General features: G+C 73.9%; 19 protein-coding genes. 9 read left to right on the top strand and 10 right to left on the bottom strand.

What is annotated here, in order from left to right:
• Both C1A33_RS28435 and C1A33_RS28430 read right to left on the bottom strand, forming a co-directional pair.
• The coding region (locus tag C1A33_RS28435; RefSeq protein ID WP_243408026.1) for a serine/threonine-protein kinase at positions 1 to 1,225 on the bottom strand (1,225 nt) is incomplete at its 3' end.
• 58 nt (positions 1,226 to 1,283) lie between these two features.
• On the bottom strand, positions 1,284 to 2,054 hold the full coding sequence (locus C1A33_RS28430; protein ID WP_243408025.1) for a hypothetical protein: 771 nt from the start codon (positions 2,052 to 2,054) through the stop codon (positions 1,284 to 1,286).
• Between C1A33_RS28430 and C1A33_RS28425 the strand changes: the two genes are divergently transcribed.
• Together C1A33_RS28425 and C1A33_RS28420 are read left to right on the top strand one after the other, a co-directional pair.
• Positions 2,032 to 3,069: a hypothetical protein gene (locus C1A33_RS28425; protein WP_133150869.1), complete on the top strand. Its 1,038-nt coding sequence runs from the start codon at positions 2,032 to 2,034 to the stop codon at positions 3,067 to 3,069. The two genes, C1A33_RS28430 and C1A33_RS28425, sit on opposite strands and share 23 nt — an antisense overlap.
• Before the next feature lie 160 nt (positions 3,070 to 3,229).
• Positions 3,230 to 4,009, top strand: a complete 780-nt coding sequence (locus C1A33_RS28420) for a hypothetical protein (RefSeq protein ID WP_243408024.1) — start codon at positions 3,230 to 3,232, stop codon at positions 4,007 to 4,009.
• Between the two features lie 17 nt (positions 4,010 to 4,026).
• Here the strand turns inward: C1A33_RS28420 and C1A33_RS28415 are convergent, their stop codons facing one another.
• From C1A33_RS28415 to C1A33_RS37625, 3 genes are all read right to left on the bottom strand, one after another.
• The gene (locus tag C1A33_RS28415) at positions 4,027 to 4,893 is read right to left on the bottom strand and encodes a zf-HC2 domain-containing protein (protein WP_165818626.1); all 867 of its coding nucleotides are present in this window, start codon (positions 4,891 to 4,893) and stop codon (positions 4,027 to 4,029) included.
• Entirely contained in the window at positions 4,890 to 5,465 is a 576-nt protein-coding gene (locus tag C1A33_RS28410) for a sigma-70 family RNA polymerase sigma factor (protein WP_101834918.1), read from the bottom strand. The genes C1A33_RS28415 and C1A33_RS28410 overlap by 4 nt, the downstream gene beginning before the upstream one ends.
• Positions 5,466 to 5,543: 78 nt before the next feature.
• Positions 5,544 to 5,666 carry a hypothetical protein gene (locus tag C1A33_RS37625; RefSeq protein ID WP_279354710.1) on the bottom strand — a complete coding sequence of 41 codons (123 nt, stop codon included), beginning with the start codon at positions 5,664 to 5,666 and terminating at the stop codon, positions 5,544 to 5,546.
• Positions 5,667 to 6,034: 368 nt separating this feature from the next.
• Here C1A33_RS37625 and C1A33_RS28405 point away from each other — a divergent pair, with 368 nt between their 5' ends.
• Positions 6,035 to 6,814: an enoyl-CoA hydratase/isomerase family protein gene (locus C1A33_RS28405; protein ID WP_101834916.1), complete on the top strand. Its 780-nt coding sequence runs from the start codon at positions 6,035 to 6,037 to the stop codon at positions 6,812 to 6,814.
• A gap of 725 nt (positions 6,815 to 7,539) precedes the next feature.
• Positions 7,540 to 8,811 carry an ABC transporter substrate-binding protein gene (locus C1A33_RS28400; RefSeq protein WP_101834914.1) on the top strand — a complete coding sequence of 424 codons (1,272 nt, stop codon included), beginning with the start codon at positions 7,540 to 7,542 and terminating at the stop codon, positions 8,809 to 8,811.
• A 119-nt stretch (positions 8,812 to 8,930) separates the two neighbouring features.
• Here C1A33_RS28400 and C1A33_RS28395 read toward each other — a convergent pair whose 3' ends face one another.
• Positions 8,931 to 9,290: a hypothetical protein gene (locus tag C1A33_RS28395; protein ID WP_101834912.1), complete on the bottom strand. Its 360-nt coding sequence runs from the start codon at positions 9,288 to 9,290 to the stop codon at positions 8,931 to 8,933.
• A gap of 289 nt (positions 9,291 to 9,579) precedes the next feature.
• Between C1A33_RS28395 and C1A33_RS28390 the strand changes: the two genes are divergently transcribed.
• From C1A33_RS28390 to C1A33_RS28380, 3 genes are all read left to right on the top strand, one after another.
• Positions 9,580 to 10,521 carry a cytochrome c oxidase assembly protein gene (locus C1A33_RS28390; protein WP_165818625.1) on the top strand — a complete coding sequence of 314 codons (942 nt, stop codon included), beginning with the start codon at positions 9,580 to 9,582 and terminating at the stop codon, positions 10,519 to 10,521.
• A gap of 142 nt (positions 10,522 to 10,663) precedes the next feature.
• Entirely contained in the window at positions 10,664 to 11,410 is a 747-nt protein-coding gene (locus C1A33_RS28385) for a biosynthetic peptidoglycan transglycosylase (protein WP_165818624.1), read from the top strand.
• A gap of 51 nt (positions 11,411 to 11,461) precedes the next feature.
• A complete protein-coding gene (locus C1A33_RS28380; protein WP_101834907.1) occupies positions 11,462 to 12,754 on the top strand; it encodes a CorA family divalent cation transporter in 1,293 nt (430 codons plus the stop codon).
• A 19-nt stretch (positions 12,755 to 12,773) separates the two neighbouring features.
• On the opposite strand, the gene C1A33_RS28375 is transcribed toward C1A33_RS28380, so the two are convergent.
• From C1A33_RS28375 to C1A33_RS28365, 3 genes are all read right to left on the bottom strand, one after another.
• The gene (locus tag C1A33_RS28375; protein WP_207770549.1) at positions 12,774 to 13,118 is read right to left on the bottom strand and encodes an ArsR/SmtB family transcription factor; all 345 of its coding nucleotides are present in this window, start codon (positions 13,116 to 13,118) and stop codon (positions 12,774 to 12,776) included.
• Positions 13,119 to 13,127: 9 nt separating this feature from the next.
• Positions 13,128 to 13,493: a hypothetical protein gene (locus C1A33_RS28370; protein ID WP_133150868.1), complete on the bottom strand. Its 366-nt coding sequence runs from the start codon at positions 13,491 to 13,493 to the stop codon at positions 13,128 to 13,130.
• 115 nt (positions 13,494 to 13,608) lie between these two features.
• On the bottom strand, positions 13,609 to 14,592 hold the full coding sequence (locus C1A33_RS28365; protein WP_101834928.1) for a phosphotransferase enzyme family protein: 984 nt from the start codon (positions 14,590 to 14,592) through the stop codon (positions 13,609 to 13,611).
• 146 nt (positions 14,593 to 14,738) lie between these two features.
• On the opposite strand from C1A33_RS28365, the gene C1A33_RS28360 reads away from it, so the two are divergent.
• Positions 14,739 to 15,305, top strand: a complete 567-nt coding sequence (locus tag C1A33_RS28360) for an NADPH-dependent FMN reductase (protein ID WP_101834903.1) — start codon at positions 14,739 to 14,741, stop codon at positions 15,303 to 15,305.
• 80 nt (positions 15,306 to 15,385) lie between these two features.
• Here C1A33_RS28360 and C1A33_RS28355 read toward each other — a convergent pair whose 3' ends face one another.
• Complete coding sequence (locus tag C1A33_RS28355) at positions 15,386 to 15,883, bottom strand: anthrone oxygenase family protein (RefSeq protein WP_101834901.1); 498 nt, start codon at positions 15,881 to 15,883, stop codon at positions 15,386 to 15,388.
• An 84-nt stretch (positions 15,884 to 15,967) separates the two neighbouring features.
• On the opposite strand from C1A33_RS28355, the gene C1A33_RS28350 reads away from it, so the two are divergent.
• A complete protein-coding gene (locus C1A33_RS28350; protein ID WP_101834899.1) occupies positions 15,968 to 16,573 on the top strand; it encodes a TetR/AcrR family transcriptional regulator in 606 nt (201 codons plus the stop codon).
• The last annotated feature ends 264 nt before the right edge of the window (positions 16,574 to 16,837 follow it).

Here is a 16,837-nt window from a genome sequence, read left to right as displayed (position 1 = left end):
GGGTGGGGGTGGCGGGCAGGATGTGCGGCGCGGTGCCGATGGTCGAGATCGGCGGCGGCGGGCCGATGGGGCGATGCCCGGTCACGGGCGTGATCGGACCGGCGGGATCGCCCTCGACGGCGACATCGGCGGCGTTGGCGGCGTCAGCGGCGAGAGCGGCGTTGGCGTCGAGAGCGGCGTTGGCGTCGAGAGCGGCGGCCGAGACGGTGACCGGATCCGCACCAGTGGCGGACCCGGCGTCGGTGGGGGGACCGGTGCGCGGCGGCGGGGTGTTCAGCGGGCGGATGAGGGCTGTCACCTCGGACAGGGACAGCTCACGGGCGGCGGCAGGCGCGTCGACGCGCAGGTCGAGCAGGCGCGCGTAGAGCTGCTCGGCGCTGGGCCGCTGCGCGGCGGCCTTGCGCATCGCGTCCTCGACGAGGGGGACCAGACTGCCGTCGAGGCCGTCGAGGTTCGGCGGCTGGGTGACCGTCCGGTACAGCAGGCCGGGCGCGGGGCCCCCGCCGAACGGGTAGCGGCCCGTGCCCGCGTAGATCAGGACGCCACCCCAGGCGAACACGTCCGCCGCCGAGGTGATCGCCTCGCCGCGGGCCTGTTCGGGGGCCATGAACGCGGGCGTGCCGAGGTGCCGGTCGGTGCCGGAGTCGGCACCGATGCGGGTCGCGGTGTCCAGGGCGCGGGCGATACCGAAGTCGATGACCTTGGGGCCGAGACGGGACAGCAGGATGTTCGAGGGCTTCAGGTCACGGTGGACGAGGCCGGCCCGGTGGATGGCCATCAGGGCGGTGGTGATGCTGACGGCGAGCTGGTGCAGCTCCGCGGGGGTCAGCGGGCCGCGACCGACGACGGCTTCGGCGAGCGTCGGTCCGTCGACGAACTCGGTGACGAGATACGGCTGCTCGCCGGTGATGTCGACGTCGAGGACCGCGGCGGTGCAGAACCGGGCGACGCGGCGCGCGTTGTCGGCCTCCTGCTTGAGCCGCACGCGGAACTCGGCGAGGCGGGCCAGGTCCGAGCGGATCAGCTTGACCGCGACCTGTCCGCCGTCGGCCTTCTCACCGAGGTAGACGGTGCCCATCCCGCCAGCACCGAGGCGGCGCACCAGCCGGTAGGGCCCCACCTCGGTCGGGTCCGGCGGCCCCGCGGGGGCGGAGCCGGGCCCGGACGCCGAGGCCTGCTCGGGAGCGGGCGCGGGCGCTGGGCCGGACGCGGACGGGTGGGACATCGGCACCACACTCCCACCCTGGTCGTCGACGGAAGCCGGGCAGCGGGCCGCCCAGCGGCTAGCGGCGCTGCGCCCGGCCCCGGCGCCGCCGCGCCGCCATCTGGTAGTGCACGGCGAGGAAGGACAGCGCGAGGAACAGCGGCAGCAGTACGGAGGACGGGCTGGCACTCGTGTCGGCCGAGACGAGCACCATGTCGATGCCGGCGTCGAGCCGCGCCCCGCACCGCGCCTCGATCGGACGGTATCCCGGCTGGAAGCTGGCGAACTGGACAACGGTCTCGAACGTGCCGGCCTGGTCGGCGACGGCGCGCCCGACGAGCTCGCCACCGGCCGTCAGCGTGGCGGGCGCGCCCGGCTGGCATCCGGCGCCGCGGGCGAACAGGGTGTCCCCCGCGGTGATGATCGTCCGGTCGAACAGCAGCTCACCGGGCCGCGCCTCACGGGGATCGGGCGCTCCGACCGGCGGCGGCGGGTCGGAGGAACGCCGTGCCGGGGTGCACACGCCGAGCAGCCGCACCGTCCCCTTGGCGCAGCGCGGCGGCGCGGGGGTCGGGCACTGCTGGTCCAGCGGGACCGACGCGCCACCCGGGCACATCAGCCGCCCGGCGGGACAGTCCGCCGTGGCGGCGCGGGTCGAGCCGTCCCAGCAGACGACCGGCGCCGGCTGGGTCGGCCGCGGCGGCGGCGGGCACTGCTGGCCCTCGGGGACGCCGACCGGTGATCCGGGGCAGTAACGCTGGGGCAGCGGGCACTGGTCGGCACTGTCACGCACCGACCCGTCCGGACAGGTGACCTTCGGGTGCGGCGTGTTCGTCGCCGAACCACTCACCGACGGCATGGTCCGCGTCGGGCAGGACTGGACGCTGGTCGGCAGCGGACCCGGCGCCCGCCCCCCCGGCTCGCACGTCGGCGACGTCCCGCACCCGGGCGCGGACGACGGCGCGGCGGTGCACGTCGGCCCGCAGCCGTGGTCCGACCCGTGCGCCGGCACCGCCGACGACCCGCAGGGTGACGGCGAGCAGGTGCCGGCGACGATCACCACGTCCGTCCCGGACCCGCCGGACGCGCCGCAGGCCGTGGGGCTGGGGGCGCAGCCGTTCGGCCCGCCGACCGCCGGGGTGGCGGCCGGGCATCCGGTGCCCGTCGGCGTCGGCGTCGGCGTCCCGCTGATGGAGCCCGATGGCGTGGACGACGAGGTCGACGTCGGAGTCGGTGTCGGGCTGTCGCTGGACGGGTTGGGAGCGGGGTCGGGGTGGGGTGGCGGTGGCGTTCCCGGGCTCGGCGGCGGCGTCGTCGGCCCTCCCGGGCTGGTGGATCCGCCATCCGGCGTGCCGGGCGCCGACGACGTCCCGCCGGTGGAACCCGGCCCGCTGGAGGAACCGGAACCGCCGGCGGAACCGGGAGCGGAACCCGAGCCGGAATCGGTGCCGGTGCCGGTGCCCGTTGACGAGCCTGATCCGGCGGGACTGCCGGCATCCGCGGACGCGCTGGTCCCGCCGGAGGCACCGGTACCGGAGGCACCGGTGGAAGTGCCGGGCGTCGACGGTGCGCCGGAATCGGCGGGGACGACGGAATTGCTCCGGTTATCGGAATGCGCGAGGCTGGCGGAATCCGCCGCTACCGCGTCACCGGCAGGGGTGGGTGAGCCCAGACCGGCCGTGACGCCGGCCCCGACGCAGAGGAGCAGCACACCCAGAAAGACCGTCGGCACAACACCACGCCGTGACCGCCGCCTCGGCGTGAAACGGCCGGCCGCTCGATGGCCCGTCATCAGTGCGCCCCCCCGGGTGCGACCGGCAGCACGGCCGAAACCGGCCCTCGACGGGACCGGCCAAAACGCGTGACGCTCGCCTGACTCGCTCGACGTACCAGTGCTCGAACCAGCCCTCGAGGCCCCTGCTCCCCCGTGGGTACCGGCTCGACGTAGGTGGCGGAAGCCCCACCACTCGACGATCGATAGAATAACAGCCGACTGGCCGGACATCCGGAGTCGGGGGGTAAGTCGTGGAAATCGGATTGCCGGTCGGCGTGCCGCGCCGGAAAGGTATTCTCCTTGCCGCCGGCCTGGCGGTGGGTCTCAGTTGGTTCGCGTTGTCGCCACCCACCGAGGCCCGGGCCGCATCGTCCGGCGGAGTGCAGCTCGCGGTGACGGTGGAGGGCCAGCCGCTCGGCCGGGGGGACATCGTGCTCGACGCCGGCTCGGTCGCCCGGGTCGTCGTCGGCGTGCAGAACCTGACCCGGTCGGACATCCCGGTCGACTCCGTCCGCCTGTCCGGGACCGTGCTCGGGCTGACGTTCTTCGACTACGACACCCGGGTGCGCACAACGGTCCCGGCACAGGGCTCGGCGAACTGGACGGTCGACCTCGACATCCGTGACCTCGCCGGGCGGGCGACCGGCCTGGTGCCGGTCGAGGTCGCGATCCGCGACACCGATCTGCACACGGTGGCCCGCGCGACCGGATCGGCGAGTGTGCGCGGGTCGGTGTTCTCCGTCTACGGCCTGTTCGGCCTGGGCCTGCTGGTGCTGATGGGACTGCTGTGGGCGGTGGCGCTGCTGCCGCTGGGCCGGCACGCGGCGCCGGCCACCTGGTGGCAGCGCGGGCTGCGGTTCCTGCCGGCCGGCGTCGCGGTGGGGCTGTTCGGCGTGTTCGCGCTGTCGGCGACCCGGCTGCTGTCGCCGACGGGCACGGTGGACGGCGTGCTCACGGTCGTCGCCGCGGCCGCGTGCTTCGCCATCGGCGCCGCGCTGCCGTGGTTGGAGGGCGCCCGCCGCGGCGGCTGACCGGCGCGGTCGGGGCATCAGGCCGGTCGCGCCGGCAGTAGCACGAGCTGGCGGCCATCGGCGTCGACGATCATCAGCTGGGCGAGGCTGGTGGGGGTGATACCGGAGGTCCCCCGCACCTCGACCGCGCCGTGGTAGTTCGCCGACCAGCTCGCCGCCGTCTCGCGGTGCCCGTCGACGGACTGTGCCACGAGTTCGCAGTGACTGCCCGGGGGCACGTTCGCCAGCCGCACCGTGAACGCGCTGCCGGCCGGGTCCGCGGCCACCCACACCCATGCCTCGACCTGGCTGGCCGCCCCGGTCGCCGTCAGCATCCGACCGGGCGGGCGGGCGGTGGAGAAGCCGCCGTCCTCGCCGCCGGGCGTCACGGCGATGGTGATCCCGACGGCTGCCGCGGCGACGGCCGTCACGAGCGCGGCCGCCCCGAGCACGGTCCGGCGGCGATCGGTGCGGCGCTGCCGACGGATCGTCACGAGCGCCCGCTCGGCCGGGCCACCCACACCGGGCGCGGCCGCGCGCCGCCGCGCCGCCCGCGACCTGCCCGCCCTCCCCGGCGAGGCCGAGCCATGCCCAGGTGCGGGCGCGTCTCTCCCGGGCCGCACGGCACCCACCGGCGGCACGGCACCCACCGGCGGCACGCCGCCCTGGTGTGGCAGCGCCTGGCCGGCGGCCGTGGGCAGCGAGGGATCCCCGGCGAGGTCGGCGACGTCGTCGAGGCGCAGGCGACCGAGCAGGCCGGGCAGGCCGGCAAGGCCCGCCAGTTCCGCCCGGCAGTCCGCGCAGTCGATGAGGTGGGCCTCCAGCGCCGAGCGGTCGGCCGGGTCCAGTGCGCCCAGGACGTAGGCCCCGAGCGAGATCCGCGGGGCGGCGCAGTCACCACTCACGTCGCCCACCCCCGTTCTTCCAGCGCCAGTTTCAGCGCTCGTAGTCCGTAGTACACCCGCGACTTGACGGTTCCGGGTGGAATTCCCAGCGTCGCCGCCGCCTCGGCCACCGAGCGCCCGAGGTAGTAGGTCTCGACGAGGGCCGCGCGATGCTCGGGACTCAGCGCCCGAAACGCCTCGGCGACCTGCCAGCTCTCCATCGCGCGATCCAACTCGTTGCTCGCCGGCAGCTGTTCGAGGGTCTCCGCCCCGACCTCCGCCGGCCGCGCGCGGCGGGCCCGATGCTCGTCGATGACGATGCGGCTCGCGACCGTGAACAGCCACGGGCGCAGCGGCCGGCCGTCGGCGCCGAGGCGGCCGGAGTGCCGCCACGCCCGCACCAGCGTCTCCTGCAACACGTCCTCGGCCTGGGCGCGATCGCCGGTCATCCGGGTGATGAAGGCGAGCAGAGCAGAGCCGTGCTCGGCGTACACAGCGCGTACGAAGTCGGCGGCGGCATCATCGCCTCCGGGCCCGCCGGTGTGGTCGCCCACTCCGGATCCGCCTCGCCGTCGCGCCTGCACGCCCTCCATCACGGACCTTCTCGCCATGCGGTTCAACCCGGATGGCGCTACGACCGCGTCACGTGCCGGCTGATGCGGCCCCACTCGTCACGGGGCGGGTTCGACGAGGGCGAGGAGGTACTCGAACTCGCAGCGGCCCGGGCGCGCCGCGCCGGTCGCGGAAGCCGCGGGCCGCTCCGCTCCGGCCTGCGCGTCGACACCGTCATACATCGTGATCTCCCTTTCCCGGGCACGGGTTCACGGATTACGCCGGAGCGGTCGACCGACGTCCGCAAAGGACCGACCGGCCGCACCTCCCGGCGTTCGGAAACAACGACCCATCGACAGCAGTCGCCGCAGAGCTCGTTCACCGCCGGGGGCGGGCACGGCGAATAACGGTCACCCCGGACGCCGCGCATTCTTCCGCCGCTCACCTGGCTCGCGACACCGATCCACGAATATGGCAATGAATCGTCCTGGCCGACGGCAGTCCGCGCGGTGCGGTATAAGCACCGGGCCAGCCCATCCGCCCGATCCGGCGCGGCCGCGCCGAGCCCGTCCCGGCCTCGCGGCGGCGCCGCGCAACACCGGAGGAGCCCATGAGCGCGCACGCGGACATCGCCGTCGAGACCCGGCCGGACCATGTCGCGGTCGTCGAGATCCGCCGCCCCCCGCACAACTACTTCGACCTCCCGCTGGTCACGGCGCTCGCCGACGCCTACGACGAGCTCGCCGCCGGCGGCGACGCCCGCGCCGTGGTCCTCGCCGCCGCGGGCCGGCACTTCTGCGTCGGCGCGGACCTCGGCGGGGCGAGCTCCGCCGAGCCGGTCACCGTCCAGGGCGCGCCGGCGCTGTACGAGGAGGCGATCCGGCTGTTCGCCGCGCCGCTGCCCGTCGTGGCGGCCGTGCAGGGCACCGCGATCGGCGGTGGGCTGGGTCTCGCGCTGTCGACGGACTTCCGGATCGCGACCCCCGGGACGCGGTTCGTCGCGAACTTCGCCCGGCTCGGCGTGCACCAGGGCTTCGGCATCACGGTGACGCTGCCCGCGGTCGTCGGCCGACAGAAGGCCCTGGACCTGCTCTACACCGGGCGGCGGGTGACCGGCGAGGAGGCGTGCGCGATCGGCCTCGCCGACCGGCTCGTCCCGGACGACGAGCTGCGGGCCCAGGCGGTGGCGTTCGCCGGGTCGATCGCCGCCGCCGCGCCGCTGGCGGTGCGCAGCATCCGGGCGACGATGTGGGCGGAGCTCATCGGCCAGATCCGGGCGGCCACCGAGCGGGAGGCGTCCGAGCAGGCGATCCTGCGCGCCACCGCCGACTTCGCCGAGGGTGTGCGCGCCACCGCCGAGCGCCGCGAACCCCACTTCACGGGCCGCTGACCCGGCCCGGACGCACCTGACACACCGGATGCGCCCGACAGGCCCGACAGGCGCCCGACACGCCTGACACCCCTGACACGCCCGACCGAGGGTTCGCGGGTGGCCGGCAGCGGCTGCCGGGCGCCCCCGGTGACCAGCGGGTACCCGGCAGCCGTGGCCACCACCGTGGGTGGTGGCGACCTTGCCGCCATGGGCCGCACGGCGGTAAGCATGAAGGTTGGCCTTGTTTCCCCCGCCGGGCCCCGAGCGGCGCAATGCCGTCGTCACGCGGTTGCCGCCCGGCGGCGGGCGCCCGCTCCCACCACTCGCACGCGACCGCACCGGCATGCCAGACGGGCATATTCTTCTCCCCCGAGCAGGTATCGCACTGAACCAGAAGTGCCGGATCAGGGTCACCGTCACGCGCCGGACATGAGCCGAGCCGCCGGAAACCGGGCATGAAATCGGGCCGCCGTCCGGCATTGGCCGGTTCCCGGCCGCTCCGTGATTCATCGGGTGTGTCCAGTGCCCCCGAAATCCCCACCGCGCGGACCCGAAAACGGGCACGCCCACACCGTCGTTTCCGCCGGTCAATACCTTGTGCTGCCTCGCGCCCGGCCGTCATTCCCGGCGGCGGGCCGGTCCACCCCCCACCGACGGGCCGGCCCATGGGTTCCGACGAGGCCCGTCCCCGGCAACGGCGGACGGCGGCGCGCACGCCCGGACGGGCACGAGGACGGGGACGAATGAGAAGAAGCCCGCGCGCACTCGCGGCGGCCGCCGCACTCGGCTGCGCACTCGCCGGCATGACGGCCTGCGGCGGGGACGGCGGCCGCATCCTGTCCGAGGCCCGCCAGGGCAGCGGCCCGGACCCCTGCCCGCCGACGCCCGGGGTCACCCGCGACGCGATCAGCCTTGGCCTGCTGGCATCCGGCTCGCCGACTCCCGGCGATCCCAGCGCGCTGTTCCGCGCGGGCGTCGACGCCCGGCTCGGCGAGGCGAACGCGACGGGCGGGATCCTCGGCCGGCGGCTGACCTACCGGATCGAGGACGACGAGGGGATGCCGACGCTCAACGCCGTCGCCGGGCGCAGGCTGGCCCGCGCCGAGGGCTCCCTCGGCGTCCTGCGGTTCAGCTCGGCCTCCGCCGGCTCGGCGGCGCTGCTGGCCGCGGACAAGGTGCCCGTCGTCGACGGCCAGGTCAGCGACCCGGCGGCGGCGTCACGCCCGGACGCCACCGTGTTCAGCTACGCCCGACCGCTGCTCGCGCAGCCGGCCAGCAGCGGCCTGGGCGAGTTCCTCTACGACCGCGGGGCCCGCCGGGTCGCCGTCATCTCGGTGCAGCTGTCGGGCGGGACGCAGGCGATGGGCAGCGCGGCCGAGCAGAGCGTCCGGGCCGCCCACCTGAGGGTGTCGCGCAGCATTCAGATCCCGCCGGGTCCGGTGGACGGGATGGATCTCGCCGCCCAGCTGCGCGACGCGGACGCCGACAGCCTGATCGCCTTCGTCCCGGCGCACACGTTCTACGAGATCACCGCGGCCGTGCGCTCCGCCGGCCTCGGCCTGACGGCGGTGGTGGGCAACCCGACGACCTACGACCGCAGCCAGCTCGCCCGGGTCGGCGACGACGCGGGCGGGGTGTACACGTTCGTCGACTACCTTCCGTTCGAGGTCAACGCGCCGGCCCACCGGCGGTTCCTCGCCGCGATCGCGGCCTACGCGCCACAGGCGTCCACGTTCGCGGACGGCACCGCCCTCATCGGATGGATCAGCGCGGACCTGCTGCTACGTGGGATCAGCGCCGCGGGCGCCTGCCCGACCCGCGCGAGCGTCCTGACCGGCCTGCGCCGGCAGACCCGCTACGACGCCGGCGGCCTGCTGCCGAAGGCGATCGACCTGAGCCACGGCATCTCGGCGATCACACCCTGCTACGAGTTCGTCCGGGTGAATCCGGATGGCACGGGCTTCGCCCCGGTCGACCCCGCGCCACGCTGCGGCCGTCTCCTGCCCGCTGTCTGACAGTCTGTTACCTGGCCTGGAGCGCGAAAACGCCGGACTCCCGACCGCCGGCGGACCATGATCCGACCGGCGGCGGGAATCCGGCGCCGCGGGGTCAGGCGCGGTTGTTCACGGGCGCGCTACTTCGCGGGCCAGACCCCCCAGTAGCAGTGCCCGCGGTGCCACGTCCTGTCGTGCCACACCTTCGGGAAGTCGTGGCCGTGCCACCGGAAGCCGGGTTCCCAGTAGCCAGGCTCCCAGTAGCCGGGACGGCAGATCCAGAACCTGCCCCGGTGATGGTCGTAGCGCGGCTTCTCGGCGGCGGCGCCGGGCGTGGGAGTCACCACGGCGGGCTTGGGCGGCGGCGCCGGAGTCGACGTCGACGTCGACGTCGGAGTCGGAGTCGGCGTGGCCGCCACGGCCGGCGCGGCACCCAGGAAGGCGGTGAAGGCGAGGACGACAGCCAGGATGAGATATCTGAACCCCTTGAGGATTTTCATGGCCATCCCTTCGAGAGTCGCGTCGCCGTGACCTCCCGGCGCGCCCCCTCCAGATACCCCGATCACGCTAAGCACAATCTCGACTACAATCTGGGCCCGCGGATAGTCGGGACCGGACGGATCCGACATGCCGCCGGTACCGCGAGGGATGTCCCGCATCGCGGGGCGACGGCGGACGGTCCGCCCACGGCGCCACGGACACGGCGTAGCGTGCGGACGGTTGCCGACCAACGGCGCCCGCGCGGACGCCGCGGCGCCGCCCGACGAGTCAGGTTGGTCAGGTGAGTGGATGCGCACAGCGGACGCCATCCTCGTGGCGGCCCCGTCCCCGGCGCCGGGCCACGAATGGGCAACGCTGCGCCCGGACCCGGTCGGCATCGCGCTGATCGCGGCGGCGGCCGCCGCGTACGGCTACGGGCTGCTGCGGATGCGGCGGGCCGGCGAGGCCTGGCCGGTCGGCCGCACGGTGCTGTTCGCCGGCCCCGGCCTGCTGAGCCTGTTCGTCTTCACCATGGCGTGGCCGGGCGCGTACGCGCACACGCTGTTCTCCGCGTATCTCGTCGAGATCGTCGGCCTGTTCATGGTGACCCCGGTGCTGCTGGCCTGTGGACGGCCCGTGCGGCTCGCCCGGTCCGCGGCACCCGAACGTCTTCGCGTCGCCACCGGTCGGCTGACCGGACACCCGGTCGCGAAGGGCGTGGCGAACCCGGCCTTCGGCGCGTTGCTGGTGCCGGTCGTCACGAGCGTGGTGGTGTTCAGTGGGATTTTCGGGGCGAGTCTGCGGCACGCGGCGATCTACCACGGCGTGCAGGTCATGCTTCTCGCCCTCGGGCTGCTCGTCGCCGTGCCGCTGGTGGAGGAGCCCGCGCGGGCGACGGGGCTCGCCGCCGCGAGCGCGCTGTTCCTCGGCTTCCTGGAGCTGTTGCTCGACTCGGTTCCCGGTGCCGTCCTGACCTTCCGCACCCACCTGCTGGCCGCCGGCTACTACCTCACGGCCCATCCCGCCTGGGGTCCGGCACCGCTGCACGACCAGCGCACCGGCGGCGCCATCCTGTGGGGCGTCGGCGAGGTGGTGGACCTGCCGTTCATCGCCCTGCTGCTGGTGCGCTGGATGCGGGCGGACGCGCGGGAGGCGCGCGAGATCGACCGGATGCTCGACGAGGCCGAGGCGGAGTCCGGCTCGGCGATGACCCGACCGTGGTGGGAGACCGATCCGCGCCGGCTCCGGTGATCGCCGCCGCGCGTCGGCACGTTCACAGCGTGTTCACATCCGCGGGTCCGGATACTGGAAGCCGCCCATGCAGGACCGACCAGCGCCCCCCGACTCGGGAAGGCCGAGTCCGCCGGACGACCGCCGGGACGGAGGCCGCCGGATGCACGAAACCCTGCCGCTACGGCCGGTCCCGACGAGGCGGCCGCGCTGGCCCTCGGTCGTACGCCGGCTGGGCCTGGCGGTGCTGGTGGTCATACTGCTCGCGGCGCTCGCGTTCGGCGGGGTGCTGGCTCTCACGCCGTCGACCTCCGACGCCCGCGCCCGGGTGGCGGCGCAGGCCGCCGAGCACGGCGCCGCCGCGCTGACGGAACGGTTGCCGGCTCGGGTGGTCGAGGCTCTGGTCGCGACCGAGGACAGCCGCTTCCAGCACCATCACGGGGTCGATCCGCTTGGAGCGGTGCGCGGCGTGATCGGCCCGCTACTGGGCGACGAGAGCCAGGGTGGGGCGACGCTCGACCAGCAGCTCGTCAAGATCCTTTATACCGGCGGTCACCGCAGCTTCACCGATCGAATTGAGCAGATCGGGCTGGCCGTCAAGCTCGATGCCGGGTACAGCAAGGACGACATCCTGCGCATGTATCTGGACACGGTGTACTTCGGCCATGGCTACTACGGCATCACCTCCGCGGCAGCGGGCTACTTCGGCCGTATGCCCGCCACGCTCAGCTGGACCCAGGCGTCCCTGCTCGCCGGGCTCGTCCAGGCCCCCTCCGCGTACGACCCGTACGAACACCTCGCCGCTGCCCGCGCGCGGCAACGGCACGTCCTCGACCGTCTGGTCGCCACCGGCCACCTCACCCGAGCCCAGGCCGACCAGGTCGCCGCCGACCCCCTCGGCCTGCGCTGAGCCAGGCCCGGTCCGGTCCGGCGACGGCGCATCCCCCGGAGTCCCCACCCCATGGCAGACGACGCACCCGTCGACCCGCACGGCCCCGTCCGCGACGACGAGGCCCACCGCACCGAGGCCCGTGACGAGCACGCACCCGGCTCCGTGCGTGCCGCCGGCGACGGCCGCGCGCCCGACCAGGTCGCGCCCCACCCCCGCGCCGGAACCATCGACCCGGCCGCGCGTGACGCCGAGGGTCCCGTCGCCATCGGACCGACCGCCATCGGACCGACCGCCATCGCACCCACGGCCATCGCACCCACGGCCATCGGGACCACGGCGGACGGCGGCACCGCCGACGACTGCATCGCCGGGGACGGCGCCACCCGCTGCACCGCCCGCACCCGGCTCTACCAGGACGGCCGGCTGGCACTGTCCGGCTTTCCCGTCGCCGACATCAGCGAGTACGTCGGCCGGCCCGGCACGACTGTCTGGCTGGACCTGCACGACCCCGACCACGACGACCTCGCCGTGCTCAGCGAGGAGTTCGGCCTGCACCCGCTGGCCGTCGAGGACGCCCTGCACCCCCACCAGCGCGCCAAGCTCGACCGGTACCGCAGCCACCTGTTCCTGTCCGCCTACGGCCTTCAGGTGGACCCGGACACCTACGCGGCCGTCACCGGCGAGCTCGCGGTCCTCATCACCCCCTCGGCGCTGATCACCGTCCGCAAGGACCACGGCCTCGACCTGGACGCGGTCGTCGACCGCTGGGACGCGAACCCGGACCTCGCCGGGCAGGGCGTCGGCTACCTGCTCTACGGGTTGCTCGACGTGATCGTCGACGGGCACTTCGACGCCGTGCGCACCCTCGACGACGCCATCGAGGATCTGGAGGACGCGCTGTTCGCCGACGACACCGCGACGGACGGCGTGCAGCGGCGCAGTTTCGAGCTGCGCAAGACCCTGGTGCGCACCCGGCGGGTCGTACTGCCGATGCGGGAGGTCGTCAACGGTCTGATGCGCCGCGACCTGCACGTCGTCGACGAGACGATGATGCCGTACTTCCAGGACGTGTACGACCACGTCCTGCGGGCCACCGAGTGGACGGAGAGCCTGCGCGACATGGTCACCACGATCCTGGAGACCCATCTGACGATCCAGGGCAACCAGCTCAACGAGATCATGAAGAAGCTGACGAGCTGGGCGGCGATCATCGCCGTGCCCACCGCCATCACCGGCTTCTTCGGCCAGAACGTGCCCTTCCCCGGCAGCGGGCAGCCGTGGGGGTTCGCGATCAGCCTCGCCGCGATCATCGTGATGGGGGCGGTGCTGTATGTGAGCCTGAAACGCCGCCACTGGCTCTGACCGGCCCGCGCGCCCTCGGTCAGGACACGGCCGGCCGGGCCACCCGCCGAAACGCGTGGGCGAGCAGCATCCGGGCGTCGTCGTCGGCGAGCGCGTAGACCCGCTGGCGGCCGACCCGCTCGGCCCGGACGAGCCCGTGCTCGCGCAGCACCCGAAGCTGGTGGGACACCGCCGACTGCTCCGAGCCGAGCTCCTCGACGAGCTCGCCGACGGCCCGCGGACCGCCCGTCAGGCAGGCCAGCAACTGGACGCGGCTCGGGGTGGACAGCGCGAACATCACGTCCGCGATCCGGCCCGCCATGTCCCCGTCGACGGGGAGTCGGACGGCGCCGTCGGAACCCGGGCCGGGCACGCCGTTCGACACCCCGCCAGCTTAGAACGCCGCCGGCGGTCGCGAATGATGATCGTCGCGTGACCGTGCCACCCGGCGGCCACGCAGGATCATGGCCGCCCCCTCGATGGTCGGGCAGAGCCGGTACGGCGCGGACCACCCCGGGGGCAGCGCCGCCCACCGCACCCGGCGACGCCCCCGGGTCGCCCGGACCTGGCCGATGTCCGCCCCGTCGAGCGCGACGACGTACAGCCCGCGCACGATCTTCGCCCAGGCCAGGCCCGGCCGGTCCGCGAGCCGGGCGAGGGCCCGCTCGCGCAGCACGCGGCCCTGTTCCTCGGCCAGCACCGCCAGCGCCGCGCGCACCACGGCCGCGTCCGGATCGTCAGCGCGGCGCCACCTGCACATCCTCGCCTCCCCGAGACTCCGGCTCATGAGCGTGACAGTAACATGAACAGATATTCATATGAATGGTGATTCCCTGTCGTGTAGCCGACGGTGTGTCGGGATGCACGGCTCCCGATCAGTCAGTCAGAAAGCGGCCACGCAGGTAGCTCTCGGCGAGCGCGGCGCTGTCCCGGGCGAAGCCGGCGGCACTCGGGACCGCGTCCGAGTGCGGGTGTGTGCCAAGCCAGGCGACCAGCAGCAGTCGCCGCAGCAGCACGAACGTCGGCACCATCGCCACCTCGTCCGCGCTCAGCGGCAGCCGTCGCCGGTAGGCGGCGAGCCAGCCCTCCACGAGTTCCCCGGCGACGTCGAGATGCTCGATGAACGACAACGACGCCGCGAGATCCCACAGGTACCAGCCGAAGCCACAGTCATCGAAGTCGATGACGCACACCTCGCCGTCACCGCGCGCAGGGGAAACCAGCAGGTTCGCCAGCCGCATGTCGGCGTGGACGAGCCCGAACCGCTCCGGCCCGGTGCCGAACTCCGCCAGCCGGCGGCGCAGCACCTCCGCCGCGCGCCGCAGCACCGCGACCGCCGCCCGCCCCTCGTCGCCGGGGAGCGCCGCCGTGACGCCGGCCGCCCAGCTCCCCCAGCGTCCGGCCGGGCCCAGCATCGTCTCCCACGTCCAGGCGAACCGCTCGAACCCGCCCGGCCGCGCCCAGCCCCGGGCATGCCGGTGCAGCCGCGCCGCGATCTCCCCCAGCTGCCCGAACGCCCCCGGCAGCGCCGCCGGCGCCCAGGACTGCGGGGACTGCCCCGCCACCCACTCGAAGAGCACGGCGTGCCGCCCGGCTCGCGATGTCGCCACGAGCTCACCCGCGCGGGTCGGGACCACCGGCGGCGTGCGCACGACGCCGTCCGCGCGCAGAGCCGTCACCCAGGCGAGTTCGGCGTGGATCTCGGCGAGGCCGTGGTAGCCCGGCCGGTGCAGCCGCAGTGCCCAGCGGCGCCCGCCGACCGGATCCGTCACCTGGTAGGTGGCGTTCTCCGAGACGTGCAGCAGGCTGACCCGCGGCTCGGGCCCGACGTCGTAGCCGGCGACGATGTCCACGACCATCCGTCCGGTCGCCTGGGCGGCCGCACCCCCCGCCACCGCGGTCGGCTCCTGCTCCACGTCGATGGTCACGCAGTGCACGGTAATACTCGGCGGGCACAGCGATGCCGTCCGAATGCGGGAAGCGCCCTCACCGGCAGGATGGGCACATGGTCGTCACCCGGCTCCTCCTGATCTCGGGCAGCACCCGCGCGGCGTCGACGAACACCGCGGCGCTGCGCACCGTCCTGGCCCTCGCGCCACCGGACGTCGAGGCCGTCGTCCACGACGGCCTCGCGGACCTGCCCGCGTTCACCCCCGACGCCGACGACAGCGCGCCGCACCCCGCCGTCGCCGATCTCCGTACCCGGCTCGCCGACGCCGACGCCGTACTGCTGTGCACCCCGGAGTACGCGGGGGCGCTGCCGGGCAGCCTCAAGAACCTCCTCGACTGGACGGTCGGCACCGGCGACCTCTACGGCAAGCCGGCCGCCTGGATCAACGTCGCCGCCCCCGGCCGCGGCACCGGCGCCCTCGCCGAGCTGCGCACCGTCCTCGGCTACGTCACCGCCGAGATCATCGGACCGGCCTGCGTCGACATCCCGGTCCCCCGCGACGCCGTCACCCCCGCCGGCACGATCGACGACCCCGCCATCCGCGCCGCCCTCACCGCTTCCCTGACCGCCGTCGTCACCCACCTGCGCGGGCAGACGGTGGACTCCGCATCCGACGCATAGCGCGGCTCTCTCCACCTTCACCTCAACCTCAGCCTCGGCCAACAAGATCAGCATGGCGACTGGCGATGGCGCACGGCGAGTCAGCGGCCGACGCCGAGATTCGGCCAGCGGGCGGCGGCGAGCAGGGCGCCGGTGCAGACGAACGCCAGCAGCGAGCGGATGTGGTTGGCGACGCTCCAGCGGGAGACGTAGCGCAGCCAGGTGTCCGCCGCGCCGACGGCGTCGGGGTTGAGGTCGGCGAGGCCGTTGTTCAGCGGGATGTTGATCGCTGCCGTCACCAGCAGTGACGCCGCCCCGGCAATGGCTCCGAGCAGGAGCAGCTGGCTGCCCGGGCGGCCCCAGTGCCCGAGCGCCCAGATCCCGACCCCCACGCAGCCGAGGGCCGAGCCGAACAGCGGCAGCATCAGCAGGCTGTGCGGCGCGACCACGTTGATCTGCTGCATCGAGCGGATCGCCGACGGCGCGGGCGCCCGGCGCAACGCCGGCATCACCAGGATCGAGAACCCGAACAGCACCCCGCCGGTGATCCCGGACAACGCGGCCGTCGGCAGCGTGACGAAGCGGTGGAACATGTCCATCGTGGCACCTCTCCTTGACCCTCAGTTATGCAACGCCGTTACGTTACGTCGTAACGGTACGGTGTTGCGATAAAGTCGTCAACCATGGGACGACCGCGGCAGCACGACGAGAGCACCCGCTTGGCGCTGCTCGACGCCGCCGAGCGGCTGATCGAGCGCGATGGGCCCGACGCAGCCTCCGTCCGGGCGGTGGCCGACGCGGTGGGAACGACCACCCGGGCCGTCTACAGCGTGTTCGGCTCGAAGGACGGGATGCTCGAAGCGCTCGCCATCCGCCTGTTCGACGTGCTGATCGCCGCGATCGACGCCTGCCCGCGCACAGACGACCCGGTGGACGACCTGATCACGGCGTCCCTCGCCGGCTTCCGGCGCACCTCGATCGACCACCCGGCGCTGTACTCGCTGGTGTTCCTGCGCGTCGTCCCGGATCTCCAGCTCGGCGCCGAGTTCGCCGCCACCGCGGGCGCCGCCTTCGGCCGCCTCGAAGCACTGGTTGAGCGCCTGAACACCGAGGGCACCCTCCCGAAGGCCGCCGTCCCCGCCGCCGCCCTTTCCGTCCACGCCCTCACCGAGGGCCTCGCCTCGATGGAACTGCGCGGCATGCTCACCACGACCGACAACCCCGAGGCCACCTGGCGCACCGCCCTGCACGCCGTCCTCACCGGCCTCACGCTGACCCAGCAGGTCTGACACCCAGCCCGGTCGACGTCACCTCGGCCTCCACCTCGGCGTCGGCGTCGGCGTCGGCCTGACGGCCGCATCTGGGGCCGACTTCCCATGGAGGGAAAGCGCGTGCCGGGGAAAGCGGCACCGTGTCGCGAGCACCCCGTTTCCTTCTGCTTTGTCCCCCAGCTCGCGACACGAAGCGCCGCAAACCGGCCAGAACTCTGCCACGACCCGTCGCAACGACAGCGAAGATCACGGCTTGACACGCGACCTGGTATCGACGCGCAC

Source organism: Frankia canadensis, assembly GCF_900197875.1.
In the GTDB taxonomy this organism is placed as follows: domain Bacteria; phylum Actinomycetota; class Actinomycetes; order Frankiales; family Frankiaceae; genus Frankia; species Frankia canadensis.
This window is presented reverse-complemented; position numbering and strand designations above follow the sequence as displayed.